The following is a 21,011-nucleotide window of genomic DNA, read 5'->3' on the forward strand; positions in this document are numbered from 1 at the left end:
TCTCCGGTAAGTCTTTATGAATATTTCTTCACACGTTATAACAACTCCAAATATTGCTTCTGAAAAATACACATTCTAATCGCATTGTGATAAGTCCCATCTACGAAAAATTCATCCAGAAATTCCCCTTCTTCTTGAAATCCGGCTTTTTTATAAATATGGATGGCTTTTTCATTCGTTGAATCTACAATGAGATACAGCTTATGCATATTTAATACAGAAAATGCATAGTCCATCGCCATCCGAGTTGCAATACTTGCATAGCCGTGATTTTGATGTTTCGGATCAATAATGATTTGAAACTCTGCCCGTCTGTGAATATAGTCAATTTCCACTAATTCGACTAACCCTACCATCTCCTTATCCTTTTCCTTTTCTAAAATAAACCTCCGTTCCCCTTGATCATGGATATGTTTATCATAGAGATCCTGAAGCTCAACAAAGGCTTCATATGGCTCTTCAAACCAATATGACATGATTTTTGCATTGTTATTCAGCATATGAATGAATTCTAAATCCTCTCTCTCTAGCGGTCTTAGTTTAATGTCATTACTCATTAAAAATCCTCCATCCGATGTTTTAACATTAATATGACATAAACACGAATATCCCATTCATTTTAACCGTTAGGAAAGCACTAAACTTTTACCGAAATCTGTCGAAATAAAGGATAGTGAAAACTTTTATATTCATACAAGGAGAATTACACAACATGAAATGGTCTATCAAGAAAAAGATTTTATCTGGTTTTAGCGGGGTACTAATTTTATTATTAGTTTTAGCAGGGGGAGCTTATTATGAACTTTCCATGCTAAATAAAACGTACAGCAAGTTGATTACGGTTACCTCCAAAAAGGTTGATTTGGCAAATCGGCTTGAAAGTTTATATTATGCCCAAAGTGCCAGTGTGAGAGGCTTTCTTTTAACCGGCAGCCCTACTTACTATAATCAATATCAAGTTGCAAATGGAAGGTATCAAGACACCTTGGATGAATTAGGAAAACTAGTAAAAAGCCCGATGGGGAAACGACTGTATGCAAGCATCGAGGATATCGACCAAAAATATTTTTCAGCTGTAGAACATCAGGTTCAGCTTAAACAGGAAAATAAACAAGAAGAGCTAACATTATATACTACCAGTACTGTAAAAGACATTACATTAACGCTCCAACAAAGTATTGAAGCATTAGCCAAGCATCAGAATGATGAATTATTGAAGGCAAACACTCAAACTACTGATAATGATAAAAAAATCCAAATGATATTAATCATCTTGTCTGTGATAACATTTATCCTAGGAATTCTGATTGCCATTGTAATGGGTCAAATGATTTCAAAACCGATTAAAAAGATTTCAGAGGTGATGAAATTAGTTGCAATGGGTGACTTAAGTGTGGAACCGATAAAGGTTAAAAGTAAGGATGAGCTTGGAGAATTATCGAATTCTTTTAATAAAATGGTTCATGACCTTTCATCTGTAGTTCGTCAAGTTTCTGATTCCAGTATGCAGGTTGCGGCAAGCTCCGAGCAGCTTACTGCGAGCGCTCAGCAAAGTACTAGCGCTGCAGAGCAGGTAACACGAGTGATAACAGAAAGTGCGGAAGGCACGGAGCAGCAACTTCGGACATTTAATGAAATGTCTGCTTCCGTCAAGGAAATGGCAATAGGTATGGATCAGATTGCTGAAGCAAGTGAAGTAATGCTTCAGTCTTCCGAAGAAACCCGTACACTTGCAAGCAAGGGAGCGGATTCCATCGCAAATGTGGTTTCACAAATGAATGAGATCCATGTCTCGGTTGAAGAAGCTGCAAAATTGATTCATACATTAGGAAAGCGCTCAGATGAAATAAGAAGAATTACGGATATTATTACAGGAATCGCGGAACAAACCAATTTATTAGCATTAAATGCCGCCATCGAAGCAGCACGTGCTGGTGAACAAGGAAAGGGATTTGCTGTTGTTGCGGATGAAGTTCGAAAATTGGCAGAGGAATCGAGTAAATCCTCTGATCAAATATCTAAAATGATTGCTGTTATTCAAGAAGAAACGAAAAAGGCAGTATTGTCGATGGAATTAGGAAATGAGAAAGTGAATACCGGACTAACCTATACAGCGGAAGCAAATGAGTCCTTTACAAAAATTTCAGAATCCATTGGTAATGTAACCGGTAAAGCAGCAGATGTATCTGCTTCTGTGGAAGAGATTCAAGCTATCACTACCCAAATGGTATCTGCAGTGGTGAAAGCAAGAGAGGTTTCCGAGCAAGTTGCTGCCGGAAGTCAAGAAAATGCTGCAGCTTCTGAAGAACAATTGGCGACAATGGAGGAAATCACAAGCTCTGCCGAATCATTATCAAATTTAGCAGATGAATTGCAAGTTGTCGTTTCAAGATTTAAATTATCATAATAAAAAAGGTGCACGTAAATGTCGTTGGTTAGTTAGCGACTTTTGTGCACCTTTTTTACAAATATCTAGTTTAGAAGACTAGCCCCAGCGCTGTGCGCTTTTCTTTTCACCCCGTTAAAATATCCTCATGCGGATAACGGATGCTTGCTTGTTCCGATTTTGCAATAGAAACAGCAAGGGTTAATGGGCCTAGCTTGCCGATAAACATCATCATCACAATAATCAGTTTGCCAATCATTGTTAATTTTGTTGTCAATCCCATCGTTAGCCCAACGGTGCCGAAAGCGGAAATAACTTCAAATAATACCTTAAGAAATGGCGCTTTTTCGGTAATACATAGAACAAATACTGCCAAGAAAATAGCAAGTAAGGCGATACTAAATATCGCTAATGATTTTAATAATATCGAAGTGGCAATGGTTCGTTTTGCCAGCACAATTTCTTGTTTTCCTTTTATAAAAGTAATAACGGAAATGACGATGACAATAAAAGTCGTTAATTTTATTCCTCCGCCAGTTGATGCACTTCCTGCCCCTACAAACATTAATAATAAAAATAATAAGGCAGTAGGTTCCTTTAAATCGTTAAGGTCCATTGTTTCAAATCCTGCTGTTCTTGTTGTAACTGCTTGAAAATAAGAAGCCCATAGTTTATTCGGCGTTGATAAGTGACCTAACGTATGAGGATTATGATATTCTAGAAAAAATATGAATGCCATTGCGAGTAAATTTGTCACGATTGTGCCGATAATCATGATTTTAGAGTGAAGACTCAGTTTCCGAAAGCTTTTTTTATACCAAATATCGGACATGACCGTGAAACCAATTCCACCCAGAATAATAAGACCGGTAATTCCGATATTGACAATGGGATCGCCAACATATCTTATTAAATTGTCTGACCACAATGCAAATCCTGCGTTATTAAACGCGGAAATGGAGTGGAAGAAACTATAGAAGACACCTTTCCAAAACCCGTATTCCGGGATCCATCTAATAGATAAAAACAACATTGCGATAAATTCAATCATGAAGGAAAAAAGAAAGAGGTTGCGAACAAGCTTGATGACACCCCCTAAGGATGTTTGATTTAAGCTTTGCTGAATAAGAATCCGTTCCTTTAGTCCGATTTTTTTCCCTAACATGATAAAAATTAAGAGGGCGAAGGAAACGATGCCTAAACCGCCCAATTGGATCAAGGTAATAATGACAAATTGACCGAACAAGGTATACTCCTTTGCGGAATCAATCGTCGATAGACCTGTCACCGTCATGGCAGAAGTTGCTGTAAATAAAGCGTCTATCCAGCGGACATAATGGTAAGATGCAATGGGCAATTTTAATAGACAAGTCCCTAAAAGAATGGCTGTAAAAAACACTAAAATGAGCAGTTGGGAAGGGCTTAGGTGAATAGCTCTTGTCTTTATTTTAGACACCTTCTTCCTCAAATCTCGTTATATCTTCGTTCTTTCCGATTACAATCAATATATCCCCTTTAAAAATCTTATCCTCCGCCATAGGAGAGACGACTATATCTGTTCCTCGTTTAATGGCGACAATATTACACCCATATTTCGCGCGGACGTCCAGCTCCACTAATGTCTTTAGATGTATTTTTTCTGTTGCCATAATTTCTACAATTCCATATTCCTTAGATAGCTCAATATAATCTAATATTTTTTCGGAAACAATATGGTGGGCAATTCTCTTTGCCATATCTCTTTCCGGATTAATAATTCGATCGACTCCAATTTTATCCAATACCTTTTCGTGATAGCTGTTTTGGGCTTTTGCCCATACTTGTTTGACACCCATATCTTTTAGTAAAAGCGAGGTAAGGATACTGGCTTCAATATCATCCCCAAAAGAGACAAAAACAAGATCAAAATTACGAATTCCTAAGTTTTTTAGCGTCATTTCATCAATCGTATTGGCTTGGACAGCAGCAGTGGCATATTGGGCCATATCATTTACTTTATCGATATCCTTATCGACGGCTAATACTTCGGTTGCCAATTCGTGAAACTCCTTCACAAGGCTTCCACCAAAGCGGCCAAGTCCAAAAACAGCAAATTGCTTTTTCATAAATATCCTCTCCATTAAATAGTTAACATGTTTAATCTGTCTAGCTTTAGAGCTTGAGCTTTTCTTATAATTTTCCCTAACAGCAAGTATATATAATGTTGGAATTATTTGCTATAGTATATAAACTAAACAATATCATAAATGGATGAAATGTTGTTGCAGAAAATAAAACTTTTTGATAATATGGGTTTAAATTAAATAGAACGTGAAAATTTGGAGGAGCCTGTCATTTAGGGCTCCTTTTTGCGTTTTTTTAGGGATATTTTATTCCTTCAAGAGAATGTTTTTATTGATTAGAAAGAAAAATAAAAGAATCTAGAGAAAAGGGGATGTTTATGTCTAACGAAGCACTTTATGCTATTATTATTTTTTTCCTTACTTATGCATTAATTATTTCAGAGAAAATTCATCGAACCATCATTGCCATGATTGGTGGAGGACTTATGGTTCTATTAGGGATAGTAGATCAGGAAACTGCTATCCACCATATTGATTTCAATACTATAGGTCTACTAATTGGAATGATGATTATTGTTTCGATAACAGCGGAGACTGGTGTATTTAAATATGTTGCCATATGGTCTGCTAAGAAGGTAAAAGGGAGACCGCTTTCTATTTTAATCGTTCTCTCGATTATTACAGCAGTGGGTTCTGCCTTTCTAGATAATGTAACAACGGTACTTCTGATGGTTCCAATTACATTTAGCATCACGAGACAGCTTGGTATGAATCCAATGCCGTTTCTTATTTCCGAGATATTGATGTCTAATATTGGCGGAACAGCCACAATGATTGGAGACCCGCCAAATATCATGATTGGAAGTGCTGTTGAATCTATCACATTTATGGATTTTATCACGAATTTAGCACCTATCGTCATGGTGATCATGATTGTTACAATGATTTTACTTGCCTTTTTCTACCGTAAAGCATTACGTGTTTCTGATCAGATAAGAGAGCGAATCATGCAGCTTAATGAAAAAGACGAAATTACAGATAAAACGTTAATGATTAAGTCCTTAACAGTAATGGGATTAACGATTGTCGGTTTCTTTATCCATCAAATCATCGGGGTAGAGTCAGCAACTATTGCATTAATGGGAGCTTTTCTTTTATTGATTTTAGTAGGAGAAAGCTATCTGGAGAATGCTTTAACAAAAGTTGAATGGACCACTATTTTCTTTTTTGTCGGTCTCTTTGTATTAGTTTCAGGATTGGTGGAAACGGGGGTCATAGCAAAGGTCGCAACATACGCTATCGATTTAACGGGAGGGAATGAGACATTAACCTCTTTTCTTATTCTATGGCTGAGTGCAATTGCGTCTGCCTTTGTAGATAATATTCCATTTGTTGCAACCATGATTCCGTTAATAGAACAGATGGGATCGCTTGGAATCCATGATTTAAATCCATTATGGTGGAGTTTGTCTTTAGGAGCATGTCTAGGAGGAAATGGAACATTAATTGGTGCTAGTGCCAACTTAATTGTTGCCGGAATGGCAGGCAAAGAAGGTTATAAAATTTCCTTTATAAAATTTTCTCTTATAGGATTACCAATCATGTTAATAAGTGTAGCCATTTCTATGTTATACATTTATGTTAGATATCTATAAGAAAACCATAATTCTTAAACTAATTGCTTTTTTATCAATAACATAATAATTTATTCCGTTTAGCTTGGAAAAGAAGTTTAGGAAAAATTACTCATAACTATACTGTTTCAATATTTTACTCAAAGCGTGAAGCCCCCATTCAACATGGAGGCTTTTTTTTATAATTAAAATTTAAACTGCTGAATTAAACTATTTAAATTAGTCGCTTGCTCTTCCAACATTTTTGCACTTTTCGCGACCTCTTCCATAGAACTGCTTGACTGCTCAGTGGTAGCTGTAACTTCCTCGACACCAGCTGCAGTCTCCTCAGAAACAGAGGCAATGGTATCGATTGATTCATTGATTTCTTTTGTGTTATCCAACACATTGAACATTGCGGCGGCCATATTCTCTACTAGGTTTCCGGCATTTTCAATTGTGTCTTTAAGGTTTTTAAAGGTTGTTCCGGTAACGTTAATTTGTTTTGTTCCGTCTGCTACTAACTGATAACCATCTTCAAGAGTGTCCACTACTTGTTTGGATTCATTTTGAATATCGGTAACAATGGAGGTAATATTCGTGATCGATTGTGTAACTTGATCAGCCAATTTTCTTACCTCATCCGCAACGACTGCAAAGCCTTTTCCATGCTCGCCAGCTCGAGCCGCTTCTATTGCTGCATTTAAAGATAATAGATTCGTTTGTTCAGAAATATCTTTAATGACTTTTACTAAATCCGTAATTTGACTTGTCTTATGATCTAATCCTTTTACCATTTCTAACGATTGCTTGATCCGCTCATCGATCACATGCATTTGCTGAACAGATTGCTGCATATCCTGTCCGCCTTGTTCGGTCATTCTCAGCATTTGACCGGAGCTTTCCTTGACACTTTCACCTTGTATAGCAACTTGCATGATCGTTTCGGAGAAGTCACTCATTTTTTCTAATAGTGTAGTTGCCGAATTAGCTTGTTCTTCCGCACCATTAGAGAGTTCTTGCATCGTGGTGGCAATTTGTGTTGTACCGATTCCTACTTCATCTGCATATTGAGTCAGTTCTTCACTTTGGCTTGTAACATGATCAGAGACCTTTGTAATACTGAGAATCATGTTACGAAGTTTTTCTTTCATATAGTTCATAGAGTTCATTAATTGACCAATTTCATCTTTTCTTTTTGAATTCGTGTCATCGATTGCAAGATTTCCGCTAGCCAGCTCTCCCATTTGCAGGGTAAGCTTCTTAATTGGAGAAGCCAAATGCTTTGAAAATAAATAAGTAATAATACTGCCAGCAATTAAAGTGATAGCTAATGTAATAATTAATACATAAAGAATAGAATTCGCAGGTTTGTTGAAGTCAGTGGAATAAGTGCCTGCGGAAATGACCCATCCCCAATTTGGATCCACTTCACTATAAGTGGTTTTTTGAGCAATTTGCTTTTCATTATTTGGCAGCGGCCAGTCATAGGTAGTAAAGCCTCCGCCAGCTTTTGCCTTCTTTACTATGTCATGAATATAGTAATAACCGTTTTGATCTTTTAAATTCCAAACATTTTTTCCTTCTAGCGAAGGATGTGCCAGCTCCGTACCTTTTTCATCTAAAACAAAAAAATAACCGTTTTTTCCAAGATCTATTTTGTTTGTATTCGTTCTGGTTCCATCTGTATTTTTAGGACCGATAAGAGCGGTTTTTACTTTTTCTTGTGCCTCATCGATCGATAAATGGCCTTTTAAAACTTCATCATTTAATCCATTTATCATTTGAATGGCCATTTTTACACCATTTTTCATATTGGTTTGGCCCAATTCAGTTAGATGTTGCTTTGCTTGATTATAGCCCACAAGACCAATAATTAATGCAGGAATAGCCAACATAAGCAAAGTGGTGCTAATAATTTTTGATTTAATAGATTTCATCTGCGCGGTCCCTTCCTAGTCATTTGAAAATAGTTAATATTTAAGTTCAGTTCCTTTCTCTTTTTATATCGGCAATAAAGGATAAAATTAAATATCATTCGACAAATTTTCGACATTGCGTCATTTATGTCTGGAAAACAAAAAACCAATGAAACTTTTGCGTTTCATTGGTTTTTTTATGTAAGGCACTGTCAATTATTCATTGTGTTGATGATGAGATTGGTGGTGATGATGCATTTTACCCCAATGCATATCAGATCCGTGTTCTTTTATTTCCTGATAATGCTCATTTAATCTTTCAAGGATTTTATCGCCTTTTTCCTTTGGAAGTACACCATATTCAACATATTTCATGATAAGCTGTTTTTTCTTCGTTAATATATCAAGATGTAATTTCGTTAACTCTGCTTTTTGTTGTTTTGTTAGCTTTACAACCTGTTTATGTTGATCCGTGTTAGGCGTTGGTTCGGCATGTACAGGTAGCCCTACAAGGAGCACGAATAGAGGAACAATTAGGATTGCCTTCATTTTTTTTAACATTGCTTTCATCTCCTTTCCTAAAAGACTATTTATATACTCTGCAATTTTTAAAAAATAATACATTTTTTGTAAAGAACATGACGAATAGTTCGAAAGTTTCTGTTAAGTGTATTTTATTGGTAAAAAAATTGATAATTGTACCCATAAAGCTTATAATGAAAATAAATTAATAAAATCATAACGATATTTTGACAAAGGCAAACTTATTGAAAAGTAAGGACGCAAAGCCACGGACCTAAGGATGATCTATGGTAGCCGGGTTACCGAAAAATTAGAAAATACTTTAAGGGGTAGTTTCGTTTTCGGACTGCCTCTTTTTCTGTTTTTTAACTATAAGTGTTGATATATGGATAACTTTTTAAAACTATTATCTACGTCTAGCTACTGCACATAGCGGCTAGAGAAATTGTTTTTATTCTTAAACATTTGGGGGGAGAAACCATGCTTGGCTTCTGTTTAGGAATTCTTGGACTTATAATAGGAGTAATATATTCTGAACCTATTAAGAGAATAGTATGGAAGGGATATAATGAAAGAACGAAAAATGAAAAAAGAATTTATCAGCTTGTGGAGAGTTCGAAGGACATTATTTATTATTGTGAAATCAAACCACAGTTTAAATATCGGTATCTAAGTCCTGCAATAGATGAAATTCTGCGCCCTAATCTTTCTAAAGATAGTTTGAAAAATCCATATATCACCTTTGAAATTGTCCATCCCGATGATTATCATCTTGTAGAGAAAAAAATAGCAGGGAAAATGGATTATAATAAACCAATCATTGTGCGATGGAGAGACGTGCACGGTGATTACAAATGGTTCGAAGAATTTGCCACACCTATATATGAAAATGGCGAAATCGTTGCGTTACATGGAATCATCCGGAATATCGATGAAAAAATGATGGCACAAAAGGAGCTAGAATATAAGGTAGAACATGATCCGTTAACAGGAATATATAACCGAGCTTTTTTTGAAAAACAAAAAAAATTATATAATGAGGATCTCGATGAATCTGTTGGGATTGTACTATGTGATTTAGATGAATTGAAATGGATGAATGATAATTTTGGTCATCAGATGGGGGATAAATTGATTATTCAAACATCCAAACTGCTTAATCAGTTTTCAAATGAAAATAGTATGGTTATAAGAATAGGCGGGGATGAATTTGCTTTCCTGGTAATAAAAACAAATGAATTATCGTTACAACATTTATCCGAGCAAATAAAGAAGGAAGTTATGGAATATAATGAAAAGCATCCCCATTTTATGATGAAAATGTCGATTGGCTATGCTTTTGAAGCTTCCTCCATTGGCAAAATGGAGGAACTATTTACACTCATGCAGATCAAAAAATGTACCAAGATAAAAATAATCGGAAACCCGTTTTCGCAAGATAAAAAATGGAGAAAAGCAGCCGGTATGATTACAACTTGGGCTGCTTTTTATCATAATGATGATTCTATCAAAGGATTATTTGACTTTGTTTTCGTTCCAATCATGTATTAATTCAGTTAAGGTTTTCAGTTCCTCTTGAATCTGTTTATTATTGTTCTTCGCTAACGAATCCAGTGCACTTTCCACAAGGTATATGCGCGGCTGTTTGGATTGGAGCAGTTCGTCTTGAAGAAAATCCAATAGTTCCATCCATTTCAATTGATGTTTTTCATTTTGGTGCTCTTTCCGAATCATATTTTTTAAAAAACAAATAGACTGAACCAATCTTTTTTTAAGTAGTTTTTGTTCTTCATTTTCATACGTTGGAAACCAATCTTTAATAAGATTGGGGTTATATAATTGATCGTGATTGCAGGATACATCTTCTACAATGGTGGAAAGACGGTTTATACAATAGCGAATAACTTGATGAACGGTGAGTTCCGTTTCTTTTTGCTGGAAGAAAAAATGAAACTGATGATGAAGCATTCCTGTAAATAGGATCGTGCAATCCAATAAATATGGTTTCTTACTTTCACCATAAATATCAACGAAACGATGAAAAGTCCAACTGAGCGTGTTCAATTGGGTTTGCTTTAAATAATCCTTGAAATCTTTATCCTTTGACACAAATACTTCTTCGAATAAAGCAAATAGCTTATTTTGTTTATTCATTTTCATTTGAAGCTCTATTTGCTTAATGAAAATTTCAATATTAGAAGGGTCCTGACCAATCAATAGTTTATTTCGTTCCACCTCGAATTTTTCATGAAGAGAATGAAAAATAGCCAGCAGTAATTCATTTTTGGAAGAAAAATAATTGTAAAAGGTACCTTTTGAAATACCGCTGTAGTCTAAAATGTCTTGAATGGATGTAGCTTGGAATCCTTTTTCCATAAATATTTGATGAGCTACTTTCATAACATGCTGTTTCCGGTCATTCATATGTATCACCTAAAAATAAAAATAGACTGTCATTCTAATGACAATACTAACGCACTTTAATTGTTTATACAAATCTTTAAGTAACCATGATTTTTTTGTTGCAAAAATGGAACAATCGGTTTATTATAATCATTACGTTATAACGGCTGTATAAAAAAATAGACTATAAGTTTACTGAGAGGGGAAAATAGATGGAATCGTCCATGTTAGAAACAAAGAAACCTCCGTACGGGATTATTACAATCCTAACAATCGGAGCGTTTATTTCCATATTAAATGAAACATTACTCAATATTGCATTACCTTCCATAAAGCAAGATTTTCACGTATCGATGTCAACCGTACAATGGCTTGCAACTGGTTATATGCTTGTTAACGGGGTCATGATCCCTGCAACGGCATTTCTTATTCAAAGATATACCGTTCGCCATTTATTTCTAGTTGCAATGAGTTTGTTTACCATAGGGACCATATTAGCCGGATTTTCTCCGGAATTTTGGGTATTACTTGTCGGAAGAATTGTTCAGGCTTCAGGCTCCGCAATTATGATGCCTTTATTAATGAACGTGATGTTGACTTCCTTCCCTATTGAAAAAAGGGGAGCAGCAATGGGCTTATTCGGATTAGTAATGGTTTTCGCACCTGCAATTGGACCAACTTTATCCGGTTGGATTGTGGAGCACTACGAATGGAGAATGCTTTTCCATATTGTAATGCCAATTGCAATTGCCGTAGTAGTTATTGCCTTTTTCTTGCTTAAAGATAAAAAAGAAAAGATAAACATCAAACTGGACACGCTTTCTTTTATATTGTCTACGATAGGATTTGGTGGAATTTTATACGGATTTAGTTCCGCAGGGGACAAAGGCTGGAGTGCCCCAGCGGTATATATCACTTTAATAGTTGGCGGAATATCTTTGATTCTCTTTATTTGGCGTCAATTTGTAATCCCGACACCAATGCTGGAATTTAGGGTTTATAAGTATCCAATGTTCACTTTAGCATCTGCCATTTCAGTAGTGCTAATGATGGCAATGTTTTCAGCAATGCTGTTATTGCCGATGTATATACAGTCGATTAGAGGGATTTCTCCGCTTAAATCAGGTTTAATGCTGCTGCCAGGTGCGCTTTTAATGGGATTTATGTCACCGATAACTGGAAAGCTGTTTGATAAATTTGGCGGAAGAGTACTAGCGATTATTGGACTTACGATTACAATTGCTACCACTTATATGTTCAGTACGCTGACATTATCCACTACGTACACGGAATTAATTTTATTGTATACTGCACGTATGTTTGGTATGTCGATGGTAATGATGCCTGTAATGACAAATGGCTTAAACCAATTACCGCAGCACCTCAATCCTCATGGCACGGCAATGAATAATACTTTACAGCAAGTTTCTGGTGCGATTGGGTCTGCGCTTTTAATAACGGTTATGTCAAACCGTACAAAAACACATATTACAGATTTAACTGCTTCTGCAATGAAAAAATTGACTGGTCAACCCAATCCTGCACAACTTGCAGAAATGAAACAACATATAGGAATGCAAGCGATGGTTGATGGTATAAATGATTCGTTTAAAGTTTCTGTTTGTATTGCTCTTATTGCATTGATACTTGCCTTCTTTATGAAACGTGTAAAGCCTGCTCAAGAAGCAACACAAGAAACGAAACCAAATCAAACATTTGTAAAACAAGCAACAGAAAATTAAGAAGTACAAAACAGATCAATTTATTTGGTCTGTTTTTTTATTAAAATGACTTTCCTCTTTCTAATAATAGATAAGATTTTATTTCAAAAATAGTTAATCGGAACGTCAAACGTATATAATAAAAAAAGAAAATGATTATACGTTGGAGGAAAAAATGAGGAAAACCACATGGGTTCTTGGTTTAATAGGAATTGTTGTTATCGTTTGTATTGTTGTACTCATCTTAAAAGTTCAACATCATGATCAAACCGATAGAAAACAGAAAGAGACGGTAAAAAGTGCACAAAACATCCCAAAACCAAAACATATTGTCATTGTGGTTGGGGAGAATCATTCTTACAATCAAATAATTGGTGCAAGTGATGCCCCTTATATCAATGAACTTGCCAAAAAGGGAGTATTATTTACAAATTCTCACGGGATTGCCCACCCAAGTCAACCTAACTATCTTGCCTTATTTTCAGGAGATACACAAGGAATAACAGATGATAGCTGCCCTCATACTTTTTCATCTAATAATTTGGCAGTTGCACTACAGAAGAAAGGCAATAGCTTTGCGGGATATTCGGAAGACTTGCCCTCCGTTGGTTTTGCGGGCTGCCAGTCGCATTCCTATCATCGGAAGCATAGCCCGTGGGTGAATTTTTCAAATGTACCGTCTAGCTCCAATTTGCCATTCTCCAGTTTTCCGAAAAACTACAGCCAATTGCCAACAGTTTCCTTTGTTATCCCCAATCTTATGCATGATATGCACGATGGTACGGTAAAGCAAGCTGATACTTGGCTGAAGAAAAATCTTGACTCGTATATTCAATGGGCATTTTCAAATGATAGTTTATTCATTTTGACATGGGATGAGGATAATTTCAAAAAGCCGAATCAAATTCCAACAATCTTTGTAGGCCCAATGTTGAAACCAGGAAAATATCCTTCCTATATGGACCATTATTCGGTGTTGCGCACGATTGAAGATATGTACGGGATTGCCCCAGTGGGTAAGACAGCATCCACTTCTGCTATAAAAGGTATTTGGAAATAGTGGTTTTTAATATTTTCTATGTAACGAAGATATTTTCAAAAGGGAGACTAGTAATAGTCTTTTTTTTGTTCTTGAATTTTGAAATACAATTCGTATGAACTTTTTTTCTATAAAACTAGTCTTTTCATTGTAGGTTTATTTATAGCCCTTTTAAAAAGGAGTAATCAAAAATGAAAAAAGTACTAGTATTTCCCTTTATGAGAATGCCATCTGGACATCATCAAGTTGCAGAGGCAGTTATTCATTTATTAAATGAAAATATAGAAGATGTTGTTATCAATAAAATGGATTTTTTAACGTATACAAGCAATAAATTAGAAAGAATTATTTCAAATTCATATTTAAAATGGATTCGCTATGCCCCAGGAACGTATGAATGGGTGTATAAGCACTTATTTTACTCAGGTTCTTCTGTAAGAGTCAGATGGTACCATCAACTGTTTTTGACTAAAATGAAGCAATTATTAGAAGAAGAACAACCTGATTTAATTATTTGCACACATGGATTTCCTTCTCTTTTACTAAGTCATTTAAAACAAAAAGGCAAGCTTCAAACACCTATTGTAAATGTATACACTGATTTTTTTATCAATAATGTTTGGGGGAAAAAGGGAATTGATGCTCACTTTGTCCCTAATTCACAGATTAAGGAACGATTAATGGAGGAATATCAAATTCCGGAATCGAACGTTTTTGTTACAGGAATTCCAGTGCACGGTGATTTCAAAGAGGCGGAGTACCATTTAGAATGGCATCACCGCCGGAAAAAGATTCTCGTATCCGGTGGCAGCAGCGGCCTCGGTAATATTTTGACCATGTTAAAGGAAGTGAAAGAGTCTAATCATTTTGATTACATTGTGTTATGCGGTAAAAATCAGCGGCTTTTTCAAGAAATTTCTTCGTGGAATGCATCTCATATTCACCCAGTGTCGTACTTAACCTCAAGATTAGATATGAATGCTCTTTATGATCAAGCAGATGCGATTATTACAAAGCCTGGGGGAGTTACCGTGAGCGAGGCATTACAAAAGCGACTCCCAATTTTTATCAACTCTGCTCTTCCCGGACAAGAGGAAATTAATTTAACGTTTTTGAAACAAAAAGGTCTCGTGTTTGAGCTTAATTCTAAAGAATCATTCGAAAAGCAGTTACTCGATGTTTTAACTAATAGAAAGACTTTATCTTATTTATTTGAACAAATAGATGTGTACCTTCAAGAGATGGAATTAAATGATTCACAAAGTATTCTCAACGTTATGAAGTCTTTATTGGAGCGAAAATCATATGTGGTGGACCGCGGCACTTTTATGGAAAAGCTTTATCCTGCCATTTGGGGAAGAAGTGCTTCAGCATCAAGCTATACGAGCGGAAATTCAAATTGATTTTACCAAAATGATTGGGCAATTTTTCATCCATTTCCGGTACTTGTAATGCGTGTAACATGAATAGGCTTCACCAAACTTTTCCAAAAAGATAAGAAATAGAGAAAAAAAAATAAAAAGATGGTCATAATGGCAAATAGGAGGAATTGCGGAAAAAACGGACTAAATGACGAGCAGCCATCATTAAATATAATAAGGCTTATTTCGAACAGATTGATGCATTTCTGATAAGTGGTTAGAACTTAACAAATATGGTTGACGGGACATCTGTTCTTAGATTTTCAAGATCCATTTATCTATACATTTATTGTTAGTTTTAACAACATCATCTTTTACGAAAAGCCTTTAATAAGTTCGATTTTTGGAGGAGAAGTAACGTGACACAACAAATAAAGAAAGCAATTATTCCTGCAGCAGGTCTTGGAACGCGTTTTTTGCCGGCCACAAAGGCAATGCCAAAGGAAATGCTTCCAATAGTGGATAAGCCGACGATTCAATATATTGTGGAGGAAGCTTTCCAATCCGGTATTGAAGATATCATTATCGTTACCGGAAAAGGGAAGCGTGCTATCGAAGATCATTTCGATCATGCCGCAGAATTAGAACTTACCCTATTGAAAAGGGGAAAGCTGGATCTTTTGGAAAGTGTACAAAAACCATCGAAATTGGCTAATATCCATTATATAAGACAAATGGAGCCAAAAGGCTTAGGGCATGCCATCTGGTGCGCCAGAAAATTTATCGGAGATGAACCGTTTGCTGTTTTGCTAGGGGATGATGTGATCCAATCGGATGTTCCTTGCACAAAACAATTGATGGAAATTTACGAACAAACAGGCGCCACTGTTGTTGGTGTAAAGCAGGTTCCCAAAAACGAAACAAACAGGTATGGCATCATTGCTCCCATAAGCCAGCACGGAAAGGTGTATGATGTCGATTATTTTATAGAAAAACCATCCGTGCAGGAGGCACCTTCTAATTTAGCCATTATGGGCCGCTATATATTAACACCTGAAATTTTTCCCATTATAGAACAACAAAAAAGCGGTGTACAAGGGGAAATTCAACTAACGGATGCGATTATGGAATTGAATAATCGGCATAAAGTGTTGGCATATGCATTTGATGGAATGCGATATGATGTAGGTGAAAAGTTAGGATTTATCTTAACCAATATTGAATTCGCTTTAAAAGAAACGGATCTTAAAGAACCGCTATTGAAAAAAATGCGTGAGATCATAGAAACAGTGGCGGAACCTCTTTAATGAAAATTGATTGAATTACGATAAAAATAAGCTTGAAGAGATAAGTATAGTTATTTCATATTTATTTAAGCTTCAAATGATTGGTGTGTGGAGAAAAGAAATGAATGTAGAAACTGCTAAGTATTGGATGAAGGAAAAAAAGCTATTACTAATTGCAGCAATAATTCTGATTGTGTTTCTCGCTCCTATGTTTTTTTTAGGTGAAAACAGTCATATTCGGGTACATGATAACATGGACTCCAATATTGCCTGGTATAAAGTGATGAAAGAAAGCGGAGAACTTTTTGGACCAATTAATGCGACCATTCCACAGATTATCAATGGTCTGCCAAGAAATGCCTTCGGTACAGAATTTAGTGGAATACAATGGCTTTATGAAATGTTTCCGCCAATGGTGGCATATGGAATCAGCCAAACATTAATTCGGATTTTTGCATTTATTGGAATGTATTTATTGTTAAGAAGGCATTTTATTAAGGAAGATGATGCTTATCCGATACGGGTTTGGGTTTCCTTAGCATTTGCATTGACACCTGTTTGGCCATCTGGGATGCTAAGTACACTTGGACAGCCGCTTGCTCTTTGGGCTTTTTTAACCATTAGAGAACGAAAAGGGACGTGGAAAGAATGGCTTACTCTTACCCTATTGCCATTCTACTCTAGTTTTGTTTTGGGCTTTTTCTTTTTCCTTGTTGCAATGGGTCTGCTTTGGCTGCGTGATTTAATAGTAAAGCGGGATTGGAACTTTAAATTTTTGGGCAGTATTGCTTTTATGACATTGCTATTTCTGGGGATTGAATATCGTCTTGTATATTCGCTAGTGTTTCCAACTGAACCGACAAGCAGAGATGAATTTGTCAGCTCAACACTAGGATTCTGGCATTGCATTCGGTTAACGTTCAAAAATTATTTTCTGGGGCATACCCATGTAATGACGTTGCACACTCTAGTCATAGTCCCGCTTTCCTTTATAGTCATATGGAAGCTTTGGAAAGAAAAGATATTTAGAACAGAAAAACGATATATCCAAATTTTTATTCTTAATTTTGTTCTTTCCTTATGGTATGCATTTTGGTTTTATATAGGCTGGGAGCCATTAAAGGAAAGAATTAGTTTGTTGAATACCTTTAATTTTGCCCGCTTTCACTTTTTGCGGCCGCTTATCATCTACATGATGTTTGCAGTTGGGTCCTATATTCTCTGGAAATATGGGCGGAATTGGCGAGAATTTGTAAAGGTATGCTTAATCATGCAGATTATTATTTTATGTGCATGTAATCCGGAAATATATTATCGTGTAGCCGGATCGCCATCTTTTAAACAATTTTATGCCGTTCATGAATTTAAAGAAATCAGTGATTATATTGGAAAGCCTAAGAACTCGTATCGGGTGGCAAGCATTGGTCTTCATCCCGCTATCGCACAATATAATGGATTCTATACGATCGATACATATAATAATTTTTATCCGTTATCTTATAAGCATGAATTCCGCAAAATTATTGCAGGTGAGCTGGATAAAAGCCCTTCCTTAAAGGACTATTTTGATACTTGGGGCGGACGTTGTTATCTGTTTGTTGCTGAACTTGGAAAAAAATATGATTTTCGCAAGGATTCAAAGAAGAAAATTCACCATCTGGATTTAAATATAAATGCCTTCAAGAAGCTTGGCGGAAAATACATATTTTCTTCTGTCCCGATCCTGAATGCGGAGCAAGATGGATTACATTTTCTGAAATCATTTGATGATAAAGATGCGGCATGGAAAATATATTTATATGAAGCGAAATAAAATAGCTACAATCAGTAGGGGTTGCTGTTGGACGGCAACATATTAAGGCGGAAGTACATTTCATGTACTTCCGTTTTAATCCCAAGCATAAATCGTAGAAATAGAAAATTAGAAAGTATAAAATTGAAATGAATTCAGGAGCTTTAGGGTGTGAAAGGGGGTGAAAAGGATGAAAAAATGTGCAGTCATTATACCTGTCCTTAATCCTGCAGAAGATTTAATTCATTATGTTGCTGCTTTGTTAAGTAATGGTGTTCCGCAAATTATTGTAGTAAACGATGGGAGCAACAAAGAACTGATACCTATTTTCGAAAAGTTGGATGCGATGGAAAGGTGTACGGTTCTTACCCATGCTGTTAACCGCGGCAAAGGCAGAGCATTAAAAACAGCCTTTGCATACTTTTTAGAGCATTTTAAGGATTTGGTTGGTGTTATTACTGCGGATGCGGATGGACAGCACACGGTAAAAGATGTTTGTAGAATTGCTGATGCATTGGAAGGAAATGATGAAGGGATCATTTTAGGGGTCAGGGATTTTGATGAGGTGGATATTCCAAAACGCAGCTTGATAGGAAATAAGTTGACAAGCTTTATTTTCCGTCTGCTGTATGGATATAACATAAAAGATACACAGACAGGTTTAAGGGGAATACCGACAAATGTCCTTCCTTCCATTATAAAATTACAAGGTGAGCGTTACGAATACGAAATGAACATGCTTATACAAGCAAAAAAAATGAATTTAACTATCAGTGAGGTCCCAATTGAGACTGTGTATTTTAATAATAATGAGGGCTCACATTATAATTCTATCGTTGATTCCACCCGAATTTTTATCCGTCTCATTTCAGGGTTTTTGCAATATTTTTTTTCGACAGTCACATCTGGCATTATTGATATTTTCTTCTTTGTATTACTTAATAATTTTCTTTTAAAGGAATTGTCCCTCGAAATGCGTGTGTTTTACGCTACGTTCGTAGCCAGGGCAATTTCCTCATCCTATAATTTTTACATAAATCGAAGAATTGTCTTTAAAGGTAGTAATACATTTTTTAAGTCTGTCTTAAACTATTATATTTTGTGTCTTGCTATTATCATTACTTCATATTTACTGATTACATTTACGAATAAATTTTTAGGGATTAATGTTGTTTTAGCGAAAATATGCTTCGACATACTTATCGGAATATGCAGCTATCAAATACAGCTTCATTGGGTTTTTAAAAAAAGAAAAAGGATGTATTAAGGAGCAGTGAAACAGTTAAAGAAAAATTTCTATGGAAACTTTTTTCGAATATGCAGGTCAATTGTCCGGATTTTTTATCCAAAGTACACGGTCCAATTGCCAAACAATCCAGGCCCGGTTGTGTATATCACCCATCATCAAAATTTATTTGGCCCTTTTATCCTTTTGTTATGGTTCAGGGAATGTATCCATGCGTGGATTCTTCATGTTTTTCTTGATCGAAAAGCGTGCTACGATCAATATGTAAATTACACTTTTACAGAGAGATTTGGCTGGAATCGCAGCTGGGCAAAAATATGTGCATTTTTATTATCTTTTACCGTATCAAAGCTTCTCCGTTCCTGTAAAGGGATTCCGGTATATCGAGGGTCAAGGCAAATTGTGAATACCTTTAAACAAAGTACTGCCGCATTAGTCAAAGGAGAAAGCATTGCAATTTTTCCGGATAGAGATTACAGTGATAGTTCATCAGAAATGAAGGATATGTATGATGGTTTTCTTTCTTTAGAAAAATATTATTTCAAGACAACCGGACAGCATGTTTGCTTTGTCCCATTATACGTCAGCAAGAATAAAAGAACCATTATTGGAAATCAGGGTATATCTTTTAGGGATGGACAAATATTTAAGGAAGAAAAACAAATCGTATACAATAAAATCCAAGCTGAACTTAATCGTTTAGCGGTAGAGTGTGGAGATATTAAACAGGATGGAAGGGGTTAACGATGTCGCCATTTACAGCTAAGGTTATCGGAATAATTCGCACTATTCCACCAGGAAAAGTAATGACTTACGGACAAATCGCTTCACTTGCAGGAAGTCCTAGAGGGGCAAGACAGGTTGCCAGAATTCTTCACTCCATGAGTAAAAAGCATAAGCTCCCATGGCATCGTGTCATAAGTTCAAAGGGGGAAATTTCCTTAAAAGATGATGAACAAAAATTGGCGCTTCAATTCGAAGGTGTTAAGGTCACGAATTGGTCGATAAATTTATCACAATTTCAATATCATCCTGATAAAAATGCCTAACTATTTCAACGTAGTTAGGCATTTTTTCTATGGTCAAGTGTGATAGGAATGTTCAATAGCCTTCCTTAACAATTCCATAACATGTTCATCATCATGTGAGTAGTATATGGTCGTACCCTCTCTGCGGAATTTAACAAGTCGGACATTTTTTAAAAAACGCAGTTGGTGGGAAACGGTTGATTGAAGCAAGGAAAGGGATTCTGCTATATCGTTAACGGAATGTTCACCGGAAAATAATAGATTCAAAATTCTCAGACGTGTCGGGTCCGATAATGCTTTAAATGTCTGGGAAACCATAAATAAAGTTTCTTCATCAAGTTCATAACTTTCAATTGGCTCATTTTCCTCGTTCATGTTTTTCACCCCTGAAATTTTCTTTTTCCTAAGTATAAAAAAATCTATAGTATAAGACAATGAATTTATGAAAATTGATGTTCACTCTGCCTTATTCGTCACAAATGCTAAAGTTTAGCTATTTAAATATTTCCTGTTTACGTGTACTGACAGTGCTAAAATCAGCAAAATCACTAATATAGAAAAAATTTGAATTAATTATCGATTATTATTGACACCTTTCAAATATGTTACATATAATAAATACAAGTACATTA

18 protein-coding genes and 1 riboswitch are annotated in these 21,011 nt (G+C 35.8%); of the genes, 11 read left to right on the forward strand and 7 right to left on the reverse strand.

From position 1 onward, the window contains the following. Positions 1-35: 35 nt before the first annotated feature. Positions 36-557, reverse strand: coding sequence for a spermidine N1-acetyltransferase (gene speG / locus NSQ59_RS06945; RefSeq protein WP_055738754.1), 522 nt, complete (start codon positions 555-557; stop codon positions 36-38). Positions 558-712: 155 nt separating this feature from the next. Between speG and NSQ59_RS06950 the strand changes: the two genes are divergently transcribed. After that, the gene (locus NSQ59_RS06950) at positions 713-2,407 is read left to right on the forward strand and encodes a methyl-accepting chemotaxis protein (RefSeq protein WP_055738755.1); all 1,695 of its coding nucleotides are present in this window, start codon (positions 713-715) and stop codon (positions 2,405-2,407) included. A gap of 106 nt (positions 2,408-2,513) precedes the next feature. Here NSQ59_RS06950 and NSQ59_RS06955 read toward each other — a convergent pair whose 3' ends face one another. Continuing rightward, positions 2,514-3,833 (reverse strand): TrkH family potassium uptake protein, encoded by a 1,320-nt coding sequence (locus NSQ59_RS06955; protein WP_340833146.1) that lies wholly within the window; start codon positions 3,831-3,833, stop codon positions 2,514-2,516. A 1-nt stretch (position 3,834) separates the two neighbouring features. Then, complete coding sequence (locus tag NSQ59_RS06960) at positions 3,835-4,491, reverse strand: potassium channel family protein (protein WP_055738756.1); 657 nt, start codon at positions 4,489-4,491, stop codon at positions 3,835-3,837. 335 nt (positions 4,492-4,826) lie between these two features. Between NSQ59_RS06960 and NSQ59_RS06965 the strand changes: the two genes are divergently transcribed. Next, positions 4,827-6,104 (forward strand): ArsB/NhaD family transporter, encoded by a 1,278-nt coding sequence (locus tag NSQ59_RS06965; RefSeq protein WP_340830373.1) that lies wholly within the window; start codon positions 4,827-4,829, stop codon positions 6,102-6,104. 164 nt (positions 6,105-6,268) lie between these two features. Here the strand turns inward: NSQ59_RS06965 and NSQ59_RS06970 are convergent, their stop codons facing one another. Continuing rightward, the gene (locus NSQ59_RS06970; protein WP_340830375.1) at positions 6,269-8,002 is read right to left on the reverse strand and encodes a methyl-accepting chemotaxis protein; all 1,734 of its coding nucleotides are present in this window, start codon (positions 8,000-8,002) and stop codon (positions 6,269-6,271) included. A 195-nt stretch (positions 8,003-8,197) separates the two neighbouring features. Then, positions 8,198-8,542: a DUF2680 domain-containing protein gene (locus NSQ59_RS06975; protein WP_055738759.1), complete on the reverse strand. Its 345-nt coding sequence runs from the start codon at positions 8,540-8,542 to the stop codon at positions 8,198-8,200. A 186-nt stretch (positions 8,543-8,728) separates the two neighbouring features. Then, a riboswitch (cyclic di-GMP riboswitch) is annotated at positions 8,729-8,810 on the forward strand. 173 nt (positions 8,811-8,983) lie between these two features. Between NSQ59_RS06975 and NSQ59_RS06980 the strand changes: the two genes are divergently transcribed. Continuing rightward, the gene (locus NSQ59_RS06980; protein WP_340830376.1) at positions 8,984-10,054 is read left to right on the forward strand and encodes a sensor domain-containing diguanylate cyclase; all 1,071 of its coding nucleotides are present in this window, start codon (positions 8,984-8,986) and stop codon (positions 10,052-10,054) included. Here the strand turns inward: NSQ59_RS06980 and NSQ59_RS06985 are convergent. Continuing rightward, positions 10,019-10,927: a TetR/AcrR family transcriptional regulator gene (locus tag NSQ59_RS06985; RefSeq protein ID WP_340830378.1), complete on the reverse strand. Its 909-nt coding sequence runs from the start codon at positions 10,925-10,927 to the stop codon at positions 10,019-10,021. The two genes, NSQ59_RS06980 and NSQ59_RS06985, sit on opposite strands and share 36 nt — an antisense overlap. 191 nt (positions 10,928-11,118) lie before the next feature. Between NSQ59_RS06985 and NSQ59_RS06990 the strand changes: the two genes are divergently transcribed. The 8 genes from NSQ59_RS06990 to NSQ59_RS07025 all read left to right on the forward strand — a co-directional run bounded on the left by NSQ59_RS06990 (position 11,119) and on the right by NSQ59_RS07025 (position 20,400). Beyond that, complete coding sequence (locus tag NSQ59_RS06990; RefSeq protein ID WP_340830380.1) at positions 11,119-12,648, forward strand: DHA2 family efflux MFS transporter permease subunit; 1,530 nt, start codon at positions 11,119-11,121, stop codon at positions 12,646-12,648. A 154-nt stretch (positions 12,649-12,802) separates the two neighbouring features. Beyond that, a complete protein-coding gene (locus tag NSQ59_RS06995; protein ID WP_126648851.1) occupies positions 12,803-13,687 on the forward strand; it encodes an alkaline phosphatase family protein in 885 nt (294 codons plus the stop codon). 170 nt (positions 13,688-13,857) lie between these two features. Further along, positions 13,858-15,069 (forward strand): MGDG synthase family glycosyltransferase, encoded by a 1,212-nt coding sequence (locus NSQ59_RS07000; protein ID WP_083489232.1) that lies wholly within the window; start codon positions 13,858-13,860, stop codon positions 15,067-15,069. 377 nt (positions 15,070-15,446) lie between these two features. Further along, positions 15,447-16,334 carry a UTP--glucose-1-phosphate uridylyltransferase GalU gene (galU, locus tag NSQ59_RS07005; protein WP_055738764.1) on the forward strand — a complete coding sequence of 296 codons (888 nt, stop codon included), beginning with the start codon at positions 15,447-15,449 and terminating at the stop codon, positions 16,332-16,334. A gap of 100 nt (positions 16,335-16,434) precedes the next feature. Next, the gene (locus tag NSQ59_RS07010) at positions 16,435-18,126 is read left to right on the forward strand and encodes a DUF6044 family protein (RefSeq protein ID WP_340830385.1); all 1,692 of its coding nucleotides are present in this window, start codon (positions 16,435-16,437) and stop codon (positions 18,124-18,126) included. A 169-nt stretch (positions 18,127-18,295) separates the two neighbouring features. Next, positions 18,296-19,372: a glycosyltransferase gene (locus NSQ59_RS07015; RefSeq protein WP_126648354.1), complete on the forward strand. Its 1,077-nt coding sequence runs from the start codon at positions 18,296-18,298 to the stop codon at positions 19,370-19,372. A gap of 6 nt (positions 19,373-19,378) precedes the next feature. Next, on the forward strand, positions 19,379-20,095 hold the full coding sequence (locus tag NSQ59_RS07020; RefSeq protein ID WP_055738767.1) for a hypothetical protein: 717 nt from the start codon (positions 19,379-19,381) through the stop codon (positions 20,093-20,095). A gap of 2 nt (positions 20,096-20,097) precedes the next feature. Beyond that, the gene (locus NSQ59_RS07025) at positions 20,098-20,400 is read left to right on the forward strand and encodes an MGMT family protein (protein ID WP_340830391.1); all 303 of its coding nucleotides are present in this window, start codon (positions 20,098-20,100) and stop codon (positions 20,398-20,400) included. Between the two features lie 33 nt (positions 20,401-20,433). On the opposite strand, the gene NSQ59_RS07030 is transcribed toward NSQ59_RS07025, so the two are convergent. Further along, a complete protein-coding gene (locus NSQ59_RS07030) occupies positions 20,434-20,754 on the reverse strand; it encodes an ArsR/SmtB family transcription factor (protein ID WP_055738769.1) in 321 nt (106 codons plus the stop codon). Positions 20,755-21,011 lie beyond the last annotated feature (257 nt).

Source organism: Margalitia sp. FSL K6-0131 (assembly GCF_038008735.1).
In the GTDB taxonomy this organism is placed as follows: Bacteria; Bacillota; Bacilli; order Bacillales; family Bacillaceae_C; genus Margalitia; species Margalitia shackletonii.